Raw genomic sequence first — 23,059 nt, 5'->3', positions numbered from 1 at the left:
GCCTCGAAAGGGGTGACTGCGTACCTTTTGTATAATGGGTCAGCGACTTACATTCAGTGGCAAGGTTAACCGAATAGGGAAGCCGTAGAGAAATCGAGTCCGAATAGGGCGAATCAGTCGCTGGGTGTAGACCCGAAACCAAGTGATCTATCCATGGCCAGGATGAAGGTGCCGTAACAGGTACTGGAGGTCCGAACCGACTAATGTTGCAAAATTAGCGGATGAGCTGTGGATAGGGGTGAAAGGCTAAACAAACTTGGAAATAGCTGGTTCTCTCCGAAAACTATTTAGGTAGTGCCTCAAGTATTACCGTCGGGGGTAGAGCACTGTTTTGGCTAGGGGGTCATGGCGACTTACCAAACCAAGGCAAACTCCGAATACCGACGAGTACAGCTTGGGAGACAGAGCACCGGGTGCTAACGTCCGGACTCAAGAGGGAAACAACCCAGACCGCCAGCTAAGGTCCCTAAAACGGGCTAAGTGGGAAACGAAGTGGGAAGGCTAAAACAGTCAGGATGTTGGCTTAGAAGCAGCCATCATTTAAAGAAAGCGTAATAGCTCACTGATCGAGTCGTCCTGCGCGGAAGATGTAACGGGGCTAAGCCAGTTACCGAAGCTGCGGATTTGCAATTTATTGCAAGTGGTAGGAGAGCGTTCTGTAAGCCTGTGAAGGTATCTTGTAAAGGATGCTGGAGGTATCAGAAGTGCGAATGCTGACATGAGTAGCGTTAAAGGGGGTGAAAAGCCCCCTCGCCGTAAGCGCAAGGTTTCCTACGCAACGTTCATCGGCGTAGGGTGAGTCGGCCCCTAAGGCGAGGCAGAGATGCGTAGCTGATGGGAAACAGGTCAATATTCCTGTACCGATTACAAGTGCGATGTGGGGACGGATCTTAATAGGTTATCCGGCGGTTGGATGTGCCGGTTTAGATGGATGTAGGCGACACGTAGGCAAATCCGCGTGTCATATACCGAGGCCATTGATCGAGCGAGCTTGCTCGCGAAGTAACTGAACGAGGTCCCAGGAAAAGCCACTAAGCTTCAGCTTGTAATTGACCGTACCGCAAACCGACACTGGTGCGCGAGATGAGTATTCTAAGGCGCTTGAGAGAACTCAGGAGAAGGAACTCGGCAAATTGACACCGTAACTTCGGAAGAAGGTGTGCCCTTGTAGTGTGATGAGAACATCTGAGCACGAACGGGTTGCAAAAAATTGGTGGCTGCGACTGTTTATTAAAAACACAGCACTCTGCAAACACGAAAGTGGACGTATAGGGTGTGACGCCTGCCCGGTGCTGGAAGATTAATTGATGGGGTGCAAGCTCTTGATCGAAGTCCCAGTAAACGGCGGCCGTAACTATAACGGTCCTAAGGTAGCGAAATTCCTTGTCGGGTAAGTTCCGACCTGCACGAATGGCGTAACGATGGCCACACTGTCTCCTCCTGAGACTCAGCGAAGTTGAAATGTTTGTGATGATGCAATCTCCCCGCGGAAAGACGGAAAGACCCCATGAACCTTTACTGTAGCTTTGTATTGAATTTTGAACAGATCTGTGTAGGATAGGTGGGAGGCTTTGAAGCAGGGTCGCTAGATCTTGTGGAGCCAACGTTGAAATACCACCCTGGTGTGTTTGAGGTTCTAACCTAGGTCCATTATCTGGATCGGGGACAGTGCATGGTAGGCAGTTTGACTGGGGCGGTCTCCTCCCAAAGTGTAACGGAGGAGTTCGAAGGTACGCTAGGTACGGTCGGACATCGTGCTAATAGTGCAATGGCATAAGCGTGCTTAACTGCGAGACTGACAAGTCGAGCAGATGCGAAAGCAGGACATAGTGATCCGGTGGTTCTGTATGGAAGGGCCATCGCTCAACGGATAAAAGGTACTCTGGGGATAACAGGCTGATACCGCCCAAGAGTTCATATCGACGGCGGTGTTTGGCACCTCGATGTCGGCTCATCTCATCCTGGGGCTGTAGCCGGTCCCAAGGGTATGGCTGTTCGCCATTTAAAGAGGTACGTGAGCTGGGTTTAAAACGTCGTGAGACAGTTTGGTCCCTATCTTCCGTGGGCGCTGCAGATTTGAGGAAGCCTGCTCCTAGTACGAGAGGACCGGAGTGGACGCACCTCTGGTGTACCGGTTGTCACGCCAGTGGCATTGCCGGGTAGCTAAGTGCGGAAGAGATAACCGCTGAAAGCATCTAAGCGGGAAACTCGTTCCAAGATGAGATCTGCCGGGGCCTTGAGCCCCCTAAAGAGTCGTTCAAGACCAGGACGTTGATAGGCTGGGTGTGGAAGCGCAGTAATGCGTTAAGCTAACCAGTACTAATTGCTCGTGAGGCTTGACCCTATAACTTTGATCTAATCCATCAACAGTTTGAATGTCACCCGACTACAATACACAACCGTTTGTAGTCCAGTTATGCCCTTATGGAATTCAACACCGTTGATCCATAACGTTGGCAGCAATCAAAAAGACAGCTGATTCGAAGCTCTATGAATTCGTCGCCGTAGCACCCTCGTGCTGCAGCGGCAACCCTTTATGCCTGACGACCATAGCAAGTTGGTACCACTCCTTCCCATCCCGAACAGGACAGTGAAACGACTTTGCGCCGATGATAGTGCGGATTCCCGTGTGAAAGTAGGTCATCGTCAGGCTCTTACCAGCCCCCCAAACCCCCTCGTACCCCGTGTACCTGGGGGTTTGGGCTTTATATAAGTGTAGGCATGTGTTTTGTCTTGTAAGCTTCAAAAAGAAATTTGCAAAGACGCTAAAAACTGTGTCATAATACGAGGCTCAGCTGATCGCAGCTAAGCAAGACGGATGAGGTGGCAAGTGCTGCTGAGTTTGTTGGATCATTAAAAATATACAGCCGATAAGCGTGGGCGTTTGAAGGCGATTGCGAAAACGGATTCTTCGGAATCCAAGTCGCAAGACTTTAAACGTTCATGAGAATAGAAATGAAGTTTACTTCGTTTGCGTTTTTATGAGTAAATTCAAGATCGAACTAAAGAGTTTGATCCTGGCTCAGATTGAACGCTGGCGGCATGCTTTACACATGCAAGTCGAACGGTAACAGGCCGCAAGGTGCTGACGAGTGGCGAACGGGTGAGTAATGCATCGGAACGTGCCCAGTCGTGGGGGATAACGCAGCGAAAGCTGCGCTAATACCGCATACGATCTAAGGATGAAAGCGGGGGACCGTAAGGCCTCGCGCGATTGGAGCGGCCGATGTCAGATTAGGTAGTTGGTGGGGTAAAGGCTCACCAAGCCGACGATCTGTAGCTGGTCTGAGAGGACGACCAGCCACACTGGAACTGAGACACGGTCCAGACTCCTACGGGAGGCAGCAGTGGGGAATTTTGGACAATGGGCGCAAGCCTGATCCAGCAATGCCGCGTGCAGGAAGAAGGCCTTCGGGTTGTAAACTGCTTTTGTATGGAACGAAACGGCGAGCTCTAATACAGTTTGCTAATGACGGTACCGTAAGAATAAGCACCGGCTAACTACGTGCCAGCAGCCGCGGTAATACGTAGGGTGCAAGCGTTAATCGGAATTACTGGGCGTAAAGCGTGCGCAGGCGGTTTTGTAAGACAGTCGTGAAATCCCCGGGCTCAACCTGGGAATGGCGATTGTGACTGCAAAGCTGGAGTGCGGCAGAGGGGGATGGAATTCCGCGTGTAGCAGTGAAATGCGTAGATATGCGGAGGAACACCGATGGCGAAGGCAATCCCCTGGGCCTGCACTGACGCTCATGCACGAAAGCGTGGGGAGCAAACAGGATTAGATACCCTGGTAGTCCACGCCCTAAACGATGTCAACTGGTTGTTGGGTCTCTTCTGACTCAGTAACGAAGCTAACGCGTGAAGTTGACCGCCTGGGGAGTACGGCCGCAAGGTTGAAACTCAAAGGAATTGACGGGGACCCGCACAAGCGGTGGATGATGTGGTTTAATTCGATGCAACGCGAAAAACCTTACCCACCTTTGACATGTATGGAAGTTTCCAGAGATGGATTCGTGCTCGAAAGAGAGCCATAACACAGGTGCTGCATGGCTGTCGTCAGCTCGTGTCGTGAGATGTTGGGTTAAGTCCCGCAACGAGCGCAACCCTTGTCATTAGTTGCTACATTCAGTTGGGCACTCTAATGAGACTGCCGGTGACAAACCGGAGGAAGGTGGGGATGACGTCAAGTCCTCATGGCCCTTATAGGTGGGGCTACACACGTCATACAATGGCCGGTACAAAGGGTCGCAAACCCGCGAGGGGGAGCCAATCCATCAAAGCCGGTCGTAGTCCGGATCGCAGTCTGCAACTCGACTGCGTGAAGTCGGAATCGCTAGTAATCGTGGATCAGCATGTCACGGTGAATACGTTCCCGGGTCTTGTACACACCGCCCGTCACACCATGGGAGCGGGTCTCGCCAGAAGTAGTTAGCCTAACCGCAAGGAGGGCGATTACCACGGCGGGGTTCGTGACTGGGGTGAAGTCGTAACAAGGTAGCCGTATCGGAAGGTGCGGCTGGATCACCTCCTTTCTGGAAAAATCCACACCAGTTCTTGGTTTGACGGCCCTGCTTGCAGGGTTGGATGCTGAGAGCGGCAGTGGATCAAGCAATCAAGCTCAAACGCTCACACTTATCGGTTGTTGGAAGGAAGTCGCCAGCGATCTGGGTCAAACCAGGTTACTAGTGACCGGCTTGGGTCTGTAGCTCAGTTGGTTAGAGCACCGTCTTGATAAGGCGGGGGTCGTTGGTTCGAGACCAACCAGACCCACCAAGTGGGTCTGCTGTCTGAGCGCTGTCTGACCAAAACGTTGACGGTTATCCTGGGGGATTAGCTCAGCTGGGAGAGCACCTGCTTTGCAAGCAGGGGGTCGTCGGTTCGATCCCGTCATCCTCCACCATCCACACCTGTTGGTGCTGCCTGTCATGCAGTGCAACACTTGTCTGTCTCAACATCAAAGCATCCTGTGCTGCAGGGTATTTTGATGTTGATCGGTATCTATCGATCTTCAAGCGATCTTCGGATTGCAACGGCTGTTCTTTAAAAATTCATAGAGTCGAATCAGCGTTGCTGATGGAAACTGCACATTCGTAAAGGTTTCGTGCAGACCGTGCCATCAGCAACAAGAATTTTTGATTGCGTCAACGAATATTCAATTTAGTCAAAAGATATAAATTGAAACGGCATAACGCGTCAGGTGTGAGACCTGACAGACATTCTCTTGATGTGACGATTGTGTTTTGTTGGTTTGAACGAACTGGCAAGACGTCAAAGTTATAGGGTCAAGTGAATAAGAGCATGTGGTGGATGCCTTGGCGATGATAGGCGACGAAGGACGTGATAGCCTGCGATAAGCTTCGGGGAGCTGGCAAATTAGCTTTGATCCGGAGATTTCCGAATGGGGAAACCCACCTAGCAGTAGGTATCGCATACTGAATACATAGGTATGCGAGGCGAACCGGGTGAACTGAAACATCTCAGTAGCTCGAGGAAAAGACATCAACCGAGATTCCGAAAGTAGTGGCGAGCGAAATCGGAAGAGCCTGTTAGTGATAGCACGACACTTAACAAAACGGCATGGAAAGGCCGGCCAAAGAAGGTGATAGCCCTGTATGTGAAAAGAGACGTGTGGTACTGAGCTAACGACAAGTAGGGCGGGACACGAGAAATCCTGTCTGAATATGGGGGGACCATCCTCCAAGGCTAAATACTCATCATCGACCGATAGTGAACAAGTACCGTGAGGGAAAGGCGAAAAGAACCCCGGGAGGGGAGTGAAATAGATCCTGAAACCGCATGCTTACAAAAAGTAGGAGCCTCGAAAGGGGTGACTGCGTACCTTTTGTATAATGGGTCAGCGACTTACATTCAGTGGCAAGGTTAACCGAATAGGGAAGCCGTAGAGAAATCGAGTCCGAATAGGGCGAATCAGTCGCTGGGTGTAGACCCGAAACCAAGTGATCTATCCATGGCCAGGATGAAGGTGCCGTAACAGGTACTGGAGGTCCGAACCGACTAATGTTGCAAAATTAGCGGATGAGCTGTGGATAGGGGTGAAAGGCTAAACAAACTTGGAAATAGCTGGTTCTCTCCGAAAACTATTTAGGTAGTGCCTCAAGTATTACCGTCGGGGGTAGAGCACTGTTTTGGCTAGGGGGTCATGGCGACTTACCAAACCAAGGCAAACTCCGAATACCGACGAGTACAGCTTGGGAGACAGAGCACCGGGTGCTAACGTCCGGACTCAAGAGGGAAACAACCCAGACCGCCAGCTAAGGTCCCTAAAACGGGCTAAGTGGGAAACGAAGTGGGAAGGCTAAAACAGTCAGGATGTTGGCTTAGAAGCAGCCATCATTTAAAGAAAGCGTAATAGCTCACTGATCGAGTCGTCCTGCGCGGAAGATGTAACGGGGCTAAGCCAGTTACCGAAGCTGCGGATTTGCAATTTATTGCAAGTGGTAGGAGAGCGTTCTGTAAGCCTGTGAAGGTATCTTGTAAAGGATGCTGGAGGTATCAGAAGTGCGAATGCTGACATGAGTAGCGTTAAAGGGGGTGAAAAGCCCCCTCGCCGTAAGCGCAAGGTTTCCTACGCAACGTTCATCGGCGTAGGGTGAGTCGGCCCCTAAGGCGAGGCAGAGATGCGTAGCTGATGGGAAACAGGTCAATATTCCTGTACCGATTACAAGTGCGATGTGGGGACGGATCTTAATAGGTTATCCGGCGGTTGGATGTGCCGGTTTAGATGGATGTAGGCGACACGTAGGCAAATCCGCGTGTCATATACCGAGGCCATTGATCGAGCGAGCTTGCTCGCGAAGTAACTGAACGAGGTCCCAGGAAAAGCCACTAAGCTTCAGCTTGTAATTGACCGTACCGCAAACCGACACTGGTGCGCGAGATGAGTATTCTAAGGCGCTTGAGAGAACTCAGGAGAAGGAACTCGGCAAATTGACACCGTAACTTCGGAAGAAGGTGTGCCCTTGTAGTGTGATGAGAACATCTGAGCACGAACGGGTTGCAAAAAATTGGTGGCTGCGACTGTTTATTAAAAACACAGCACTCTGCAAACACGAAAGTGGACGTATAGGGTGTGACGCCTGCCCGGTGCTGGAAGATTAATTGATGGGGTGCAAGCTCTTGATCGAAGTCCCAGTAAACGGCGGCCGTAACTATAACGGTCCTAAGGTAGCGAAATTCCTTGTCGGGTAAGTTCCGACCTGCACGAATGGCGTAACGATGGCCACACTGTCTCCTCCTGAGACTCAGCGAAGTTGAAATGTTTGTGATGATGCAATCTCCCCGCGGAAAGACGGAAAGACCCCATGAACCTTTACTGTAGCTTTGTATTGAATTTTGAACAGATCTGTGTAGGATAGGTGGGAGGCTTTGAAGCAGGGTCGCTAGATCTTGTGGAGCCAACGTTGAAATACCACCCTGGTGTGTTTGAGGTTCTAACCTAGGTCCATTATCTGGATCGGGGACAGTGCATGGTAGGCAGTTTGACTGGGGCGGTCTCCTCCCAAAGTGTAACGGAGGAGTTCGAAGGTACGCTAGGTACGGTCGGACATCGTGCTAATAGTGCAATGGCATAAGCGTGCTTAACTGCGAGACTGACAAGTCGAGCAGATGCGAAAGCAGGACATAGTGATCCGGTGGTTCTGTATGGAAGGGCCATCGCTCAACGGATAAAAGGTACTCTGGGGATAACAGGCTGATACCGCCCAAGAGTTCATATCGACGGCGGTGTTTGGCACCTCGATGTCGGCTCATCTCATCCTGGGGCTGTAGCCGGTCCCAAGGGTATGGCTGTTCGCCATTTAAAGAGGTACGTGAGCTGGGTTTAAAACGTCGTGAGACAGTTTGGTCCCTATCTTCCGTGGGCGCTGCAGATTTGAGGAAGCCTGCTCCTAGTACGAGAGGACCGGAGTGGACGCACCTCTGGTGTACCGGTTGTCACGCCAGTGGCATTGCCGGGTAGCTAAGTGCGGAAGAGATAACCGCTGAAAGCATCTAAGCGGGAAACTCGTTCCAAGATGAGATCTGCCGGGGCCTTGAGCCCCCTAAAGAGTCGTTCAAGACCAGGACGTTGATAGGCTGGGTGTGGAAGCGCAGTAATGCGTTAAGCTAACCAGTACTAATTGCTCGTGAGGCTTGACCCTATAACTTTGATCTAATCCATCAACAGTTTGAATGTCACCCGACTACAATACACAACCGTTTGTAGTCCAGTTATGCCCTTATGGAATTCAACACCGTTGATCCATAACGTTGGCAGCAATCAAAAAGACAGCTGATTCGAAGCTCTATGAATTCGTCGCCGTAGCACCCTCGTGCTGCAGCGGCAACCCTTTATGCCTGACGACCATAGCAAGTTGGTACCACTCCTTCCCATCCCGAACAGGACAGTGAAACGACTTTGCGCCGATGATAGTGCGGATTCCCGTGTGAAAGTAGGTCATCGTCAGGCTCTTACCAGCCCCCCAAACCCCCTCGTACCCCGTGTACCTGGGGGTTTGGGCTTTCTGGATTCTTAAATACTTCGCGCCGATAGACCGTGAGTTCGGTATCCGGTACTGTGCTTGGATGTGCATGCCAGATGTAAGCGCGCGGTCATCCCACCCTTGAAGATCTTGGCTTAAGCGGCAACGATGGTGTCCACCAAACGAAATAGGTGGACACCATGAATGAAGCCAAGAAGAAGACCCGCCGGCGGTACGGCGCCGAGCTCAAACAGCAGATCCTCGCTCAGTGCGCCGAGCCGGGTGCCTCGGTGGCCCGCATTGCCCTGTCCCACGGCATCAACGCCAATGTTGTTCACAAGTGGCGCAGCCAAAGTGGTGGTGCGCTGCCTGCCCCGCAGGCTCCCGCATTCGTTCCGGTGCCGATGCCACCTCTCGCGTTCGCACCCGCACCAGACATCCGAATCGAGGTGCGCCGTGGCGCTACCAACGTCTGCGTGACCTGGCCGCTGGCCGCGGCCGAGCATTGCTCGGTGTGGATGCGAGAGTTGCTCAAATGATACGTGTGGATGCCTTGTGGTTGGCCACCGAACCGCTGGACATGCGAGCGGGCACCGAATCAGCGCTGGCCCGTGTGGTGTCGGTCTTCGGCGCAGCGCACCCGCACCACGCGTACCTGTTCGCCAATCGGCGCGCCAACCGCATGAAGGTGCTGGTGCACGACGGCATCGGTGTGTGGCTGGCGGCGCGGCGCCTGAACAGCGGCAAGTTCGTCTGGCCGCGTGATACGGCCAGCACCGCCGCGCTGACCCGTGCGCAGTTTGATGCGCTGGTGCTGGGCCTGCCCTGGCAGCGCCTGGCCGACGGTGGTGTCATCACCGTGGTCTGACTCTGAAGCGCAGACCGGTGCTTGCCAATTGGGGCATGCGCCAATGGTGCGCGCGTGCCAGTGCTGGCACAGTGAATACCCATGGTGGTCGAGCCTCAATCCCTGCAGAGCCTGAGCGCACAAGAGCTGCGTGAGCTGACCACGCGCCTCATGACGCAACTGCGCCACCAGAGCGCGCTGCTGGACAAACTCACGCACGAGAACGCGCTTCTGAAGCGCATGAAGTTCGCCGCTCAGTCCGAGCGCTTCAACCCCGAGCAGAAGAGCTTGCTCGAAGACGAGATCGAGGCCGACCTGGCGGCCGTGGCCACGGAGATCGATGCGCTGCAGGAAGCGCAGGCGCCCGCCAAGCTGGAAGATAAGAAGGCGCCGAAGCGCGCGCCGCTGCCGGCAAACCTGCCGCGGCGCGAGATCCGCCATGAGCCCGAGTCCACCACTTGCGCCTGCGGCTGCCGGATGTTGCGCGTGGGCGAGGACGTGGCCGAGAAGCTGGACTACGTGCCCGGCGTGTTCACCGTGGAGCGCCACATCCGGGGCAAGTGGGCGTGCTCGAAGTGCGAGACGCTCACCCAAGTCCCTGTCGATCCTCACGTCATCGATAAGGGCATCCCCACCACCGGGCTGCTGGCGCAGGTGCTGGTGGCCAAGTACGCCGACCACCTGCCGCTGTACCGCCAGGAAGCGATCTTTGGTCGCGCCGGTTTGGCGATCCCGCGTTCCACGCTCGCGCAATGGGTGGGCTCCTGTGGCGTGCAGTTGCAGCCGCTGGTGGACGCGATGAAGGCCGAGCTGCTGCAGCACAGCGTGCTGCATGCCGACGAGACGCCGGTGGCGATGCTCAAACCCGGCAATGGCAAAACGCACCGGGCTTACCTCTGGGCCTATGCCACGGGCGCCTTCGAGAACACCAGGGTGGTCGTCTACGACTTCTGCGAATCGCGCTCGGGCGAACATGCCCGGCGCTTTCTGGGCGACTGGAGAGGCAGCCTGACCTGTGACGACTTCAGCGGCTACAAAGCCTTGATCGCCAGTGGCGTGACCGAGGTCGGCTGCCTGGCGCACGCACGGCGCAAGTTCTTTGACCTGCACGCAGCGAACCAGAGCCAGATCGCCGAGTTCGCGCTGCAGCAGTTCGCGCGGGTCTACGAGATCGAGCGTGAGGTCAAGGCGCTGCAGACCGATCAGCGCCAAGCCATCCGGCAACAGCAAACGAAGCCGCTGCTCGATGCCTTGCACCAGTGGATGGTGCTGCAACGTCAGAAGGTGCCCGAGGGCTCAGCGAGCGCCAAGGCGCTGGAATACAGCCTGCGGCGCTGGGATGCATTGACCCGGTTCGTGGGGGATGGGCAATTGCCCGTGGACAACAACTGGATCGAGAACCAGATCCGGCCGATTGCCATTGGCCGCAACAACTGGCTCTTCGCTGGCAGCCTGCGCGCGGGCCAGCGGGCAGCGGCCGTCATGAGCCTGATCCAGTCAGCGCGCATGAACGGGCACGACCCCTACGCCTACCTGCGCGATGTGATGGCACGCCTGCCCATGCAGCGCGCCAGCCAGATCGGCGAGTTGCTGCCGCACCACTGGCAGCCAACCTGATAGCGCATTCTCAGGTGGGGAACGGCCTTGTCGTACGGGCGGGGTGGGATCGCCGTCCGCTTACTGCCAGATACGGGCCCTAGCAATTTCGGATCACATTGTTTTCTATCGTCAACGCTTTGCTCTGCTGTAGTTCGCTTAGCAGGCCCAAGATCCAGGCGGTGTCTGATTTGCGGTCTGCACCTTTGGATGGCATGGCGGCCAGCAGGTAGGTGGTGTTTGCGCTCCAATCAAACAGTTGATCGAATTCAATCGATTGCCATTCCAGCAATTTGTATTTGATCAAAACCTTTAGACCATGTCTGTGGTGTTTGACCGGATTTTTCACAAAGTAATCGAGCTTGTTTCGCGCCCGCTGCAATGCTTCTTTTGTGTCTTGAAAGATAGGGCCATGTCCAGGAATGACTGTTAGCGGGTTCAGTTCTTCTATGAGGCTGAGGGTTTCAGCCACCTCGTCAAAGGCTGATATCGCTTCTAACTCTGGGAAAACCACGCCGAATCCGTTCTCCCAGAGTGCATCTGCGGAGATGAGGAGCCTGTGGTCTTCTTGGAAGAGGATGATGGAGTGTGGATCGTGCCCCTTCGCGGCGTGGATTTGCCAATCCAATGGTCCTAGCCTTATGGTTGTGCCTGGCGTTAACACGGCGTCGAAGCTAAATTGTGGGCAGTGTTGCCCTGTTGGTTCGTAGGTTAAAGCGACGGGGTTCCAGTCGGCGACATGGCTTGCGTGGCCTGGGGGAATGAGAGTTGTGGCGTTCGTGTACCGTTTCTGGAGCGCTGCATTTCCGCCGCAATGGTCACTGTGCAAGTGTGTATTGAGAATGAGGTCCAAGGGGTGGCCGCTTAATGCGTGATCCACCAAGGCCAAGGTTTGCTCAGCATGCGTCCAGTAACCAGTGTCCACCAAGGCGGTGGGTCCATCGCCTTGAACAACGACATTGTTTGCTGACAGCCAGCCTCGCTCAACAACCGAAACGCCAGCAGATGCCAGTTGCTCGGGGATTGAAGGTGAACTTTTATTCAAGAATGTGTCCGCTGAAAGTGGGTGTTGAATATTTTGGTGATTACGATGCAGCCCGAAGGGCACGGCGCAAGATTTTCCCGACGTTCGTCTTGGGCAGTTCGTCGCGGAACTCGATGTGCTTGGGTCGCTTGTAACCGGTGAGGTTGTCGTGGCAATAACGGGCTACGTCCTCCTCTCGTAGGCTTGGGTCGGAACGGACAACGAACACCTTGACGGCTTCACCCTGGGTTTCGTCTGCGACGCCGATCGCCGCGCATTCGAGCACACCTGGGCACAAAGAGATCACGTTCTCAAGCTCGTTTGGAAACACATTGAACCCGGAGACGAGAATCATGTCCTTTTTGCGGTCGACGATTCGTGTGTACCCGTTTGTATCCATCACGCCGATATCACCTGTGCGCATGTAGCCATCGGAGGTGAAGGCTTGGGCCGTTTCGGCGGGTTGGTTGAAGTAACCGGTCATGACGTTGGGACCGCGAATACAGATCTCCCCTGCTGTGCCCAGTGTCACATCCAACCCCTGGTCATCTTTGATGGCAATGTCGATGCCCGGAAGGGGCAATCCGATGGTGCCAGTGAAATCTCGGTTGTTGACCGGGTTGTTGGTGCCGATGGCGCAGGTCTCGCTCATGCCCCAGCCTTCCACCATGGTGCTGCCGGTGACAGCCAGCCATTGCCGGGCCGTACCCTCGGATGCCGCCATGCCACCAGCCTGCGACAAAGCCAGGGATGAGAAGTCTAGTTGGCGGAACTGGGGGTTCTGCAGCAGCGCGTTGAACAGGGTGTTGACGGCAGGGAGGATGTGAAAAGGCCGTTTCTTCAATGTGTCCACGAGTTTGGGGATGTCCCTTGGATTGGGAATCAGCGTCATGTGGGCGCCCCAGCGCATGTTCAGAAGACTGAGTGTGAGCGCGAAAATGTGGTACAGCGGGAGGGCCGCGATGGCGTTGGTCTTGCGCAGATCGCCCAAACGCTGCAGGGCTGGGTTGAACCAGGCCTCGGCTTGCAAGATTGCTGCGATGACGTTGCGGTGGGTGAGCACGGCGCCTTTGGATAGGCCGGTGGTTCCGCCGGTGTACTGTAAAAACGCTGTCGAATCCAGGGTGGCCTGACTGGGTTTAAGCGCTCGTTCGCCACCCTCTTTGAGCGCTTGCTTGAAACCCACGATGGTGCGGGGGCCAAGCGGGCCGCTCAGCGGCAGTTTGAAGGGGGGGACCATTTTGGCCAGGTGGCGCACTGCAAAACTGATCCATCGGCCGTACCAAAAGCCCAGTAAATCGCCGAGACTGGCCACCACGACATGCTGGATCGCGGTGTGATCGATGATTTCTTCGAGCGTGCCGGCGAAATTCTCCAAAATGACGATCGCTTCAGCGCCGGAGTCTTTGAGCTGGTGCTCCAGCTCACGAGCCGTGTACAGCGGGTTGACGTTCACCACGGTGTAACCCGCACGCAAAATGGCCGCCATGCTGACGAGAAACTGCGGCACGTTGGGCAACATGATGGCGACCCGGGCACCGGCCGGCAGCCCTTTGGACTGCAGCCAGGCGCCTAGCGCGGCGCTGTGCGCATCCAGTTCGCCGTAAGACATCCACTGCTCCATGCAGACGGTCACCGGTTGAGCGGCGTTCTTCTTGAACGATTCTTCAAGCAGTGCCGCCAGGGATCGGTACTGCTCGGGATCCACCGTGTGCGGAACGCTGGGTGGGTAATGGGCTAGCCAAGGACGGTTCATAGGGCAGGGCGGGTGCGTTGATGACGTCACCATTCTGGCGGTTGATCGTTGCATTCGGCACAGGGACGGCCCTAACACCATGTCACCGAAAGCACAGTTTGGCCTTGGCAGCCACCAGTTGCGGTTTCAGGCGCGCAGGAGTTCTGCTTGAAGCAGTCGTGATGCCGTTGCGGCATCGGCGTCAAACAAGGTGTCGATCCAGCGCCTTTCGCGTTGCTGAATCGCCGTCAGAAAACCCGTGGCGTCGCCCATGGTGGCGAAGGCGTCGAAGCCACGTTCCAGGAACTGCTGAAGGGCGAACAGGCCGGCGGCCTGTGCCGGGCGGCGCATCATCTTCAGGGCCATCCGCAAGGTAACCATGCGGGTGAGGCGCTGCAGCTCGGCGCCCATGTGCAGCACGACGGCCAACTGCCGATCGCGGTCGGCGTGCTGGCCGGTGAGGCGCCAGCATTGGATGTAACGCCGCTCGGCAGGTGTTTCCGGGTCTTGTTCCAGCCAGTGGTTGGCCAGTTGGTGGTCCAGCGTTTCGGTGAGCGCATGGGTTTCGGCCAGATCCACCGCCAGCTGGGCTACGGCTTCCGGGAATAGGCGTTCAATGGCGCTGGCGATACGGCCAAATTGGCGGTCTCGCTCCCGGAAATCGTGCTCGCCGTACAGCTCTTCCAAAAAAAATCGGGTTGCCGGTGCATGGCGCGTATCGGCCAGGAAGTCGGTGTAAGTGGCGCGAAAGCGCGCAGCCTGCAGCTGCTTGACCTGGTGCACGGCTTGGGCAAGACCTGCCGCGCTGGCCTGCTCGCGCAGTTGCGAGACACGGGCCAGATGCACGCGAATGCGATCGGCGGCTTGGCTTGCTGTGGACATAAGGAGGTCAGTTTAGCCCGGTGCAGCCCGCAGGATTGTGGCAACCCTAGGGTGCGCGCTCTAGCCTGGCCACAAGACAAGCCACAAGAGGTGTACCGCCAGGCAAAGCGTGGGATAGTCTGCCGATGGCTCAGTTTCAGTCTCTTGAGAACTCGCGGTTGGCTAGCTTGCAGCAATGGGCGGTGTGCATTGCGGTGGTGGCGGCGGTCGCGTGGTGCGTGACTGTGTGGCCGCATTCGCCCGCCTTGGCTTGGGCAGGGGTTGGGCTGCTGCTGGGCGGCTATGCGTTGGTGCTGGCGCTTGAACTGTTTGCTGTGGCTTGGGTGCACCAAAGCGACCCCGCCCCACGCCCGCGTTGGACCGATCTGGTGGGCGCGTGGTGGCAAGAGGTGCGAATGGCACCGAGGGTATTTGCCTGGCGCCAACCCTTTCGGTGGCGTCAATGGCCCGACACGGTCGCCACTGCGGACGACAAGCCGGCCAGCGAAATGGCTGCCGTGTTGTTTGTGCACGGGTTTGTGTGCAACCGGGGGTTTTGGCACCCCTGGATGCGCGAGCTGCGCCGAATTGGCGTGCCTTACGTGTCGGTCAACCTGGAGCCGGTATTTGGCAGCATTGATGACTATGTGCCCTTGATTGAAGCGGCGGTTCGGCGGGCAGAGGCCTTGAGCGCGCAGGCACCCCGGCTGGTGTGTCACAGCATGGGCGGCTTGGCGGCGCGGGCCTGGCTGGCCGCTGACGCTGCCAACGCAGCGCGGGTGCAACAGGTGCTGACCATCGGCACACCGCACCACGGCACCTGGCTGGGGCAGTTCAGCCACTTGCCCAATGGCCGTCAGATGCGGCTGCACAACCCTTGGCTGCGGGCGCTGGCTAGCATCGAGTCGCAACGGTCGCCTGGCGCCCCTTACCGCCAGTTCATCTGCTGGTATTCCAACACGGACAACATCGTGTTTCCCGCATCCACCGCCACCTTGCCCGGCGCCGACAACCGGCTGGTACCGGGCGCGGCGCATGTGGCCATGGCGTTTCACCCCAGGGTGATGCGCGAGTCGCTGGCCGTGCTGGCGTCGGGCGCCAGCTCGCCTTGCGCAGCAACGGCCTCGTAGAGCGGCGCAAAGTCGGGCGCCGTCAGATCAAACAGCTGGTCAAAGCTGTCGATTGCAAAGTAGGTGGCTTGGTAGTCGTCAATTTTGTAGCGCGTGCGCATGCAGCGCAGCAGATCCAGCGCCAGGCGCTGAGGTTGCGCACTGGTGACGCTGTGCCGCAACTCGCCGCTGGAACTCAAAATGCCGGCCCCGTAAGCCCGCAGCCCCTCGGCTTGCTGAATCAGGCCGAACTCAATTGTGTACCAGTACAAGCGCGACAACAGCTCGCCCGCGCCCAGGTCGTGCGCCTTCAATCCGCCGGCACCGTAGCGCTGCACATAGTCGGCAAACACCGGGTTGAACAGCAGCGGCACGTGGCCAAACAGGTCGTGGAACACGTCCGGTTCGACGATGTAGTCGAACTCTTCGGGCTGGCGAATCCAGTCGGTGACGGGAAAGCGCCGGTCTGCCAGCAGCTGGAAAAACGGCCGCTCCGGGATCAGCCCCGGTACCGCTACCAGCTCCCAGCCGGTGGCTGGCTTCAGGCGCGCGTTGATGTCTTCAAAGCGCGGAATCTGGTCGCTGGCACCCAGCGAGGGCAGGGCCTCGATGAACGCATCGCAGGCCAGGCCCGGCAGCAGCGCGCTCTGCCGGGCAAAGAGCCGACGGTAGGTGTCGTGGTCAGCCTCGGTGTAAGCCGCCCAGTTTTGCGCGCAGGTGTAGTCGTCGCTGGCGCGCGCGTAGTCGCCGCGCGGGGGCCGGTCGCTGGCGCCGTACACCACAGGTTCAAAAGCCATCAGAGTCTCCAGGTATTCAAGCGGGGTGCCACACAAGACCTTCGAAAAGGGTGCAGGGCAAGGCGTGGCTGTGCAGACCGTGGCAGCGCCACGGCCAACAGCCGCAACGCGGCCATGCGCCCTTTCTCGAAGGTCAACCTTTCAGCACGCCGCGGCGCATCTGGTCCAGCTCGATGCTCTCAAACAGGGCCTTGAAGTTGCCCTCACCAAACCCTTGGTTGCCTTTGCGTTGAATGAACTCAAAGAAGATTGGGCCCAGCTGGTTTTCGCTGAAGATCTGCAGCAGCAGCTCACCCGGCACCCCGTCCACCAAGATGTTGCGCTGCTGCAGCGCAGCCACGTTTTCGCCGTGCCCGGGAATGCGCTTGTCCAGCAACTCGTAATAGGTTTCGCCGGTGTTGAGCAGCTTCACGCCGCTGAGCTCTAGCGCATCCACCGTGGCATACAAGTCGTTGGAACCCATGGCGATGTGCTGGATGCCTTCGCCGTGGTAGCGGTCCAGATACTCCTGGATCTGGCCCGACTTTTCATTGCCCTCCTCGTTGATCGGGATGCGGATCTTGCCGCAGGGGCTGGTCATGGCCTTGCTTTTGACGCCGGTGGCCTGGCCTTCGATGTCGAAATAGCGCACCTCGCGGAAATTGAACAGGCGCTCATAAAAACCGGCCCATTCGTCCATGCGGCCGCGGTGCACGTTGTGCGTCAGGTGGTCGATGTAGGTCAGGCCGTGGCCCACCGGGTTCAGTTCGGCGCCCGGTAGCGGTTCGAAATCCACGTCAAAGAAGCCGATGTTGCCGATGTCGCCGTCTTGCGCGCCGTTCTTGCCGCGCCAGCGGTCAATGAAGTAGATGATCGAGTCGCCAATGCCCTTGATGGCCGGGATGTTCAGCTCGCCGGGGCCGGCGGTGTGGGCGTAGCCCCAGGCGCCCAGCGAAATCGCGCGCTCGTAAGCCGCCTTGGCGTCTTGCACGCGAAACGCAATGGCACACACGCTGGGGCCGTGCAAACGGGCAAAGCGCTGCGCAAAGCTGTCGGGTTCGGCGTTGATGATGAAGTTGATGCCGCCTTGGCGGTACAGCGTCACCGCCTTGTGGCGGTGTTTGGCAATCGGCTTGAAGCCCATGCGTTCAAACAGCGCGCCCATGGCCACCGGGTCGGGCGCGGCGTATTCGATGAACTCGAAACCGTCGGTGCCCATGGGGTTGGCCCATTCCGTGGCGGGGGTGTCGGTTGGGGTGGCGGCTGCGGGCAAGGCTGCGTTCATGCGTGTCTCCGTTATGAATCAAGGTGATCCGCCACTGTATCGGCGCAGGGCATCAAGATTCCAGCGTATGGAGGCGCTTCTTTTGCTCCAAATGCAGGAAACCTGCAAAATGCGGTTGATGCAAGCACTGGACAAGCTCGACCGCCACATTTTGCGCAGCCTGCAGGCCGACGGCCGGGCCACCTACGACCAGATTGCCGAGGTGGTGGGCCTGTCGCCCAGCGCCGTGCTGCGCCGCGTGAAGCGCCTCGAAGACAGTGGCGTGATCGACCGTTATGTGGCCTTGGTGAAGCCCGAAGCCGTGGGGCTGGGGCTCACCGCCTATGTGAACGTGCGGCTGGAAAAGCACGCCGAAAGCGCCAAACGCAACCCCATGGACCAGTTTCGCGCCAGTGTGATGGGCTGGCATGAGGTGGTGGAGTGCGCCGCACTCACCGGTGAAATGGACTTTCAGCTGCGCCTGGTGGTGGCCGACATGGCCGCTTATTCGCGTTTCATGATGGACACCTTGCTCAAACACCCCAGCGTGCAGGACTGCAAAACCAGTTTTGTGATGGACCGCGTGAAAAGCACCACCGCTTTGCCGCTGTAAGCCGCATCCAGCGGTCATAAGTCACCCGCCCGTCGGGTTTGTCCGGGTTTAGAGAGGCTGGACCTTGTCGATATAGGGAAAACCCTTATATTTCAGGTCATGTTCAATTCAACCCCCTGGTTCAAGACGGCGTCAGAGGCAGAGGTGCTGGCCGCACCGCCTGCCGCAGCACCCGCCAACGATCCGTCTCCGCGTGCCGCGGGGGCTGCCACATCGGCAGGGGTGCCCATCCGGTCCATAGGCCCTGCTCAGCGGGAGCGCATTGCGGCCCACCTGCTGGCGCTGGAGCCACAAGACCGCTACCTGCGCTTTGGCTACGCCGCCAACGACGAGCAGATTCACCGCTACGTGAACCAGTTGAATTTTGACCGGGACGAGCTGTTTGGCATTTTCAACCGCAAGCTTGAACTGATTGCCATGGCGCACCTGGCCTTTTCGGCCGACCCGAAGTGCATCAGCTGCGCCGAGTTTGGCGTGTCGGTGGCCAAGAGCGCCCGTGGGCGCGGCTACGGCAGCCGCTTGTTTGAGCGGGCCGTGATGCACGCCCGCAACGAGGGTGTGAGCCTGTTGTTTGTGCACGCGCTGTCCGAAAACACCGCCATGCTCAAAATTGCCCGCAACGCCGGTGCGGTGATCGAGCGCGACGGCAGCGAAAGCGAAGCCCACTTGCGGCTCCCACCGGCCGACTTCGATTCGCGGGTGACCGAGCTGCTGAACGAGCATGTGGCACTGGGGGACTACCACCTCAAAGCGCAGGCAAAGCAGTTCTGGTCGGCGCTCGGTTTGCTGCAGGGTATTCGGCAGGGCGTGCGCGACGCGCGCGAACGCTACCGAGGCTGAAAGCTTGAGCGGGGAGCCCGATCGTTGGACCTCTGCGTTTTGCATGAAGCCGGGGCCTTGCGGTATCCTTGCGCCCTGTCTTAACACTCTCATACCCTTCAGTGGCCGAATCCCCTCCCAGTAGTGGGCCGCAGCACAGCCTGCGGCATGTCGACAAACGTGGTTTCCTTCAAAAGCTCGCGGAATTCATCCATCCCGGGCCGGACTCCAAGGACGAGCTGATCGAAACCCTCGCCGAGGCCGAGGACAACGACATCATCAACGCCGAATCGCGGGTCATGCTCGAAGGCGTGATCCGCATGGCCGACATGACGGCCGGCGACGTGATGGTGGCCACCCCGCGCATGGATGTGCTCAACATCGAGGCGCCCTACGACGAACTCCTGCACATCGTGATCGACACCGCGCACTCGCGCTTCCCGGTGTTTGAGGGCGAGCGGGAAAACATCATTGGCATTTTGCTGGCCAAAGACCTGCTCAAGCTGCAGCGTGCGCCCGAGCTGAACATCCGCGCCCTGTTGCGTCCAGCCACCTTTGTGCCCGAAACCAAGGGTCTCAACGACCTGCTGCGCGAATTCCGTGGTAACCGCAACCACCTGGCCATCGTCATCGACGAGTTTGGCCGTGTGGCGGGCCTCATCACCATCGAAGACGTGCTGGAAGAAATCGTCGGCGAAATTGAAGACGAGTTCGATGTGGTGGCAGACGAGGGCGATATTTTTTCCCTGGCCGACAGCACCTGGCGCGTCAGTGGCGACACGCCCATTGAGCGCATCAACGAGTCGTTTGGCCTGAAGCTGCCCGAAGAAGACTTTGACACCATCGGCGGCATGATCGCCCACGCCATGGGCCATGTGCCCAAGCGCGGCGAGGTGCACGAGCTCGATGGCCTGCGCTTTGTGGTGTTGCACACCAAAGGCGGCGCGGTGAAGTGGTTCAAGGTCATGCCGGTCTCGGCAGAAGCCTGACCACGACCGTCTGCCCGCCCATGCGCAGCCTGTTCGGATCGCTGCACAACCCTTCGAGTTTTGAGCCGATGAGCCGGCGCCCGCCCGGGCGGCGCGCGCGCAGCGGCGGTGTTGTGTGGGCGCTGCTGTGTCTGGTGGCTGGTGGCCTGCAGGCGGCTGCGCTGGCCTGGCCCTTTCAGGGCTGGAGCCTGCCCGGCACCACACCCGGCCAGCCCAGCGGCTGGTTGCAAATTGCTTCGCTGGCCATGCTGGTGGTGGCCTTGCAGCACAGCGCTCGCCTGGGCAGTGCAGCCTGGCGGGGCTGGCTGTTTGCCACCGCCTGGCTGGTAGGCACTTTCTGGTGGCTGTTTGTGTCCATGCACACCTACGGTGGGCTCTCGGCCTGGCTGGCTGCGCTGGCCGTGCTCGCGTTGGCGGGGGCTCTGGCGCTGTATTACGCGGTGGCTGCTGCGCTCTTGTACCGCTGGGCACCGGTGTCTCGCGGTGCGCAGGCGCTGTTGTTTGCCGCCGTCTGGACGCTGGCTGAGCTCGCCCGTGGCCGCTGGCTCACGGGGTTCCCTTGGGGCGCAGGCGGTTACGCGCAGGTTGACCAGATGGCTGCCTGGGCTCCGCTGGTGGGCGTTTACGGCATGGGGTGGCTGGCGGCTGTGCTGGCCTACGCGCTGGCTTCGGTGGCGTCTGGGGCTTGGGCGGCTCTGGGCGATTGGTTACTGAAGCCGACCCGCCGTGCGGTGCACCGTTCGGATGTGCCGCCACTGGTGGCTACGCAAACCGCTTTTCAGTGGGCCCGCGTGGGGCGCGCTGCACCGGCGGCCGTGCTGCTGATGGCGCTGGTGTGGAGCGTGCTGGGCGGGGGCGAAGCCTGGCGGGCTTATGGGCAACGCGACACCGCCAGCGCCGGCACGCTGCGGGTGTGGCTGCTGCAGGGCAACGTGGCGCAAGACGAAAAATTTGAAACGGGCACCGGGGTGGCGCAAGCGCTGGCCTGGTACCCGCAGCAAATGGGTGCCGCAGTGGCGGCGGCCAAGGCCGGCGCAGCCGATGCCCCGCAACTGGTGGTGGCCCCCGAAACCGCGCTGCCCTTACTGCCGCAGCAACTGGGCCCCGAGTTTTGGCAGCCGCTGCTGGGCGGGTTGGCGCAGCCCGGCGTGGCTTCGCCGGTGCAGGTGCTGCTGGGCTTGCCGCTGGGGAGTTTTTCGCAGGGTTACACCAACTCGGCCTGGGGCTTGTCGCCGGCGTCGGCGGCCGTAGCGCGCGACCAACTGGCCCGCGCCACCGACCCACAAGCCCTGGTGAGCCTGGCGTCTGAAGGCTTTTACCGCTACGACAAGCACCACCTGGTGCCGTTTGGCGAGTTCATTCCGCCGCTGTTTCGCTGGTTTATTGACCTCATGCACATTCCGCTGGGCGACTTCAGCCGGGGCACGCTGGCGCAAGCGCCCTGGGCGGTGGATGGGCAGCGCCTGGCGCCCAATATTTGTTACGAGGACCTGTTTGGTGAAGAGCTGGCCGCGTCGTTCCGCGACCCGGCCCAGGCTCCCACGGTGCTCGTCAACCTGAGCAACATCGCCTGGTTTGGCGACACGGTGGCCATTGACCAGCACCTGCACATTTCGCGCCTGCGCGCTCTGGAGCTGGGCCGGCCCATGCTGCGCGCCACCAACACGGGCGCCACCGCCGTGATAGACCACCGCGGCGTGGTGACCCACCAGTTGCCCCGGCTGACGCGCGACCGCCTCGAAGCCACCGTGCAGGGCCGCAGCGGCACCACACCCTACGCCCGCTGGGCGTCCCAGTGGGGCCTGTGGCCGCTGTGGGTCGCGTGCCTGGCCGTGGTGCTGGTGTTTGCCGGCGCCCGCCGCCAGCGCACGCGTCTGCGGCGGGGCTGAGCGCGCGCCATTTGGCCGGGCCGGCGGCCCCGTAAAATCAGCGTTCTGTGCAGCAGGCCCGGCCGGGCCCGCTGTCTCCACACCAAGACCACTTCAGCCCGGGCAACGCCCTGGCCCCACGCGCATGTTGACCTTCCAGCAAATCATTTTGAAACTGCAGTCCTACTGGGACGCCCAGGGCTGCGCACTGCTGCAGCCCTACGACATGGAAGTGGGCGCGGGCACCAGCCACACGGCCACGTTTTTGCGCGCCCTCGGCCCCGAGCCCTGGAAGGCGGCCTACGTGCAGCCCAGCCGCCGCCCCAAAGACGGCCGCTACGGCGAAAACCCCAACCGCTTGCAGCACTACTACCAATACCAGGTGGTGCTCAAGCCAGCGCCGTCCAACATCCTGGAGCTGTACCTTGGCTCGCTGCAAGCGCTGGGCTTCGACTTGAAAAAGAACGACATCCGCTTTGTGGAAGACGACTGGGAAAACCCCACGCTCGGCGCCTGGGGCCTGGGCTGGGAAGTCTGGCTCAACGGCATGGAAGTGACCCAGTTCACCTACTTCCAGCAGGTGGGCGGCATCGACTGCCGGCCCATCACCGGCGAGATCACTTACGGCCTGGAGCGCCTGGCCATGTATTTGCAGGGCGTGGACAACGTGTACGACCTGGTGTGGACGAAAGGCGCCGACGGCACGGTGCTGAGCTACGGCGACGTGTACCTGCAAAACGAAAAAGAGCAGTCGGCCTACAACTTTGAGCACGCCGACGCCGACTTTTTGTTCACCGCCTTCACCGCCCATGAAAAGCAGGCCAAGCACCTGATGGAGCAGCAGCTCGCCTTGCCCGCCTACGAGCAGGTGCTCAAGTGCGCGCACAGCTTCAACCTGCTGGACGCCCGCGGCGCCATCAGCGTGACCGAGCGCGCCGCCTACATTGGCCGCATCCGCAACCTGGCGCGTGGCGTGGCGCAAAGCTATTACGAGAGCCGCGAGCGGCTGGGCTTCCCCATGGCGCCGCGCGCCTGGGTGGAGCAAATGCCGAAGAAAGCCGCCTGAGCGCTGGAGAAC

At 58.7% G+C, this 23,059-nt stretch carries 14 protein-coding genes, 2 tRNA genes and 5 rRNA genes (1 of these 21 cut by a window edge); 16 read left to right on the top strand and 5 right to left on the bottom strand.

Annotated elements, in window-relative coordinates; translation table 11 throughout:
• The 10 genes from AC4QBL_RS14905 to tnpC form a co-directional block, all read left to right on the top strand.
• Positions 1–2,344, top strand: a 23S ribosomal RNA gene (locus AC4QBL_RS14905); it begins 535 nt to the left of the window's first position.
• 195 nt (positions 2,345–2,539) lie between these two features.
• A 5S ribosomal RNA gene (gene rrf / locus AC4QBL_RS14900) occupies positions 2,540–2,652 on the top strand.
• Between the two features lie 347 nt (positions 2,653–2,999).
• Positions 3,000–4,532, top strand: a 16S ribosomal RNA gene (locus tag AC4QBL_RS14895).
• Between the two features lie 164 nt (positions 4,533–4,696).
• A tRNA-Ile gene (locus tag AC4QBL_RS14890) sits at positions 4,697–4,773 on the top strand.
• 51 nt (positions 4,774–4,824) lie between these two features.
• A tRNA-Ala gene (locus AC4QBL_RS14885) sits at positions 4,825–4,900 on the top strand.
• Between the two features lie 380 nt (positions 4,901–5,280).
• Positions 5,281–8,159: ribosomal RNA gene (locus tag AC4QBL_RS14880) — 23S ribosomal RNA — on the top strand.
• 195 nt (positions 8,160–8,354) lie between these two features.
• Positions 8,355–8,467, top strand: a 5S ribosomal RNA gene (rrf, locus tag AC4QBL_RS14875).
• Together the 16S, 23S and 5S rRNA genes with 2 tRNA genes alongside form the textbook arrangement of a ribosomal RNA operon.
• Before the next feature lie 213 nt (positions 8,468–8,680).
• Positions 8,681–9,019 carry an IS66-like element accessory protein TnpA gene (gene tnpA / locus AC4QBL_RS14870; protein ID WP_472900638.1) on the top strand — a complete coding sequence of 113 codons (339 nt, stop codon included), beginning with the start codon at positions 8,681–8,683 and terminating at the stop codon, positions 9,017–9,019.
• On the top strand, positions 9,016–9,348 hold the full coding sequence (gene tnpB / locus AC4QBL_RS14865) for an IS66 family insertion sequence element accessory protein TnpB (protein ID WP_472908505.1): 333 nt from the start codon (positions 9,016–9,018) through the stop codon (positions 9,346–9,348). The genes tnpA and tnpB overlap by 4 nt, the downstream gene beginning before the upstream one ends.
• Positions 9,349–9,429: 81 nt before the next feature.
• Complete coding sequence (gene tnpC, locus AC4QBL_RS14860; RefSeq protein ID WP_472908506.1) at positions 9,430–10,944, top strand: IS66 family transposase; 1,515 nt, start codon at positions 9,430–9,432, stop codon at positions 10,942–10,944.
• Positions 10,945–11,023: 79 nt separating this feature from the next.
• Here tnpC and AC4QBL_RS14855 read toward each other — a convergent pair whose 3' ends face one another.
• From AC4QBL_RS14855 to AC4QBL_RS14845, 3 genes are all read right to left on the bottom strand, one after another.
• Entirely contained in the window at positions 11,024–11,968 is a 945-nt protein-coding gene (locus AC4QBL_RS14855) for an MBL fold metallo-hydrolase (RefSeq protein ID WP_472907444.1), read from the bottom strand.
• Between the two features lie 40 nt (positions 11,969–12,008).
• Positions 12,009–13,703, bottom strand: a complete 1,695-nt coding sequence (locus AC4QBL_RS14850) for an AMP-binding protein (RefSeq protein WP_472907443.1) — start codon at positions 13,701–13,703, stop codon at positions 12,009–12,011.
• Between the two features lie 126 nt (positions 13,704–13,829).
• A complete protein-coding gene (locus AC4QBL_RS14845; RefSeq protein ID WP_472907442.1) occupies positions 13,830–14,564 on the bottom strand; it encodes an FFLEELY motif protein in 735 nt (244 codons plus the stop codon).
• Positions 14,565–14,689: 125 nt separating this feature from the next.
• Between AC4QBL_RS14845 and AC4QBL_RS14840 the strand changes: the two genes are divergently transcribed.
• On the top strand, positions 14,690–15,673 hold the full coding sequence (locus AC4QBL_RS14840) for an esterase/lipase family protein (RefSeq protein WP_472907441.1): 984 nt from the start codon (positions 14,690–14,692) through the stop codon (positions 15,671–15,673).
• Here AC4QBL_RS14840 and phhA read toward each other — a convergent pair.
• Together phhA and hppD are read right to left on the bottom strand one after the other, a co-directional pair.
• On the bottom strand, positions 15,595–16,449 hold the full coding sequence (phhA, locus tag AC4QBL_RS14835; RefSeq protein WP_472907440.1) for a phenylalanine 4-monooxygenase: 855 nt from the start codon (positions 16,447–16,449) through the stop codon (positions 15,595–15,597). The two genes, AC4QBL_RS14840 and phhA, sit on opposite strands and share 79 nt — an antisense overlap.
• Positions 16,450–16,582: 133 nt before the next feature.
• Positions 16,583–17,713, bottom strand: a complete 1,131-nt coding sequence (hppD, locus tag AC4QBL_RS14830) for a 4-hydroxyphenylpyruvate dioxygenase (protein WP_472907439.1) — start codon at positions 17,711–17,713, stop codon at positions 16,583–16,585.
• A 118-nt stretch (positions 17,714–17,831) separates the two neighbouring features.
• Between hppD and AC4QBL_RS14825 the strand changes: the two genes are divergently transcribed.
• The 5 genes from AC4QBL_RS14825 to glyQ all read left to right on the top strand — a co-directional run bounded on the left by AC4QBL_RS14825 (position 17,832) and on the right by glyQ (position 23,047).
• Positions 17,832–18,305, top strand: coding sequence for an Lrp/AsnC family transcriptional regulator (locus AC4QBL_RS14825; protein WP_472900647.1), 474 nt, complete (start codon positions 17,832–17,834; stop codon positions 18,303–18,305).
• A 99-nt stretch (positions 18,306–18,404) separates the two neighbouring features.
• Positions 18,405–19,145, top strand: coding sequence for a GNAT family N-acetyltransferase (locus AC4QBL_RS14820; protein WP_472900648.1), 741 nt, complete (start codon positions 18,405–18,407; stop codon positions 19,143–19,145).
• Between the two features lie 101 nt (positions 19,146–19,246).
• Complete coding sequence (locus AC4QBL_RS14815) at positions 19,247–20,113, top strand: CorC family transporter (RefSeq protein WP_472907438.1); 867 nt, start codon at positions 19,247–19,249, stop codon at positions 20,111–20,113.
• Between the two features lie 68 nt (positions 20,114–20,181).
• Positions 20,182–22,002 carry an apolipoprotein N-acyltransferase gene (lnt, locus tag AC4QBL_RS14810; RefSeq protein WP_492131667.1) on the top strand — a complete coding sequence of 607 codons (1,821 nt, stop codon included), beginning with the start codon at positions 20,182–20,184 and terminating at the stop codon, positions 22,000–22,002.
• A 124-nt stretch (positions 22,003–22,126) separates the two neighbouring features.
• Complete coding sequence (glyQ, locus tag AC4QBL_RS14805) at positions 22,127–23,047, top strand: glycine--tRNA ligase subunit alpha (RefSeq protein ID WP_472907436.1); 921 nt, start codon at positions 22,127–22,129, stop codon at positions 23,045–23,047.
• Positions 23,048–23,059: the final 12 nt, after the last annotated feature.

The organism is Hydrogenophaga sp. L99 (assembly GCF_058731905.1).
The sequence above is the reverse complement of the archived record's forward strand: the minus strand, read 5'-3'. Positions and strand labels throughout refer to the sequence as shown.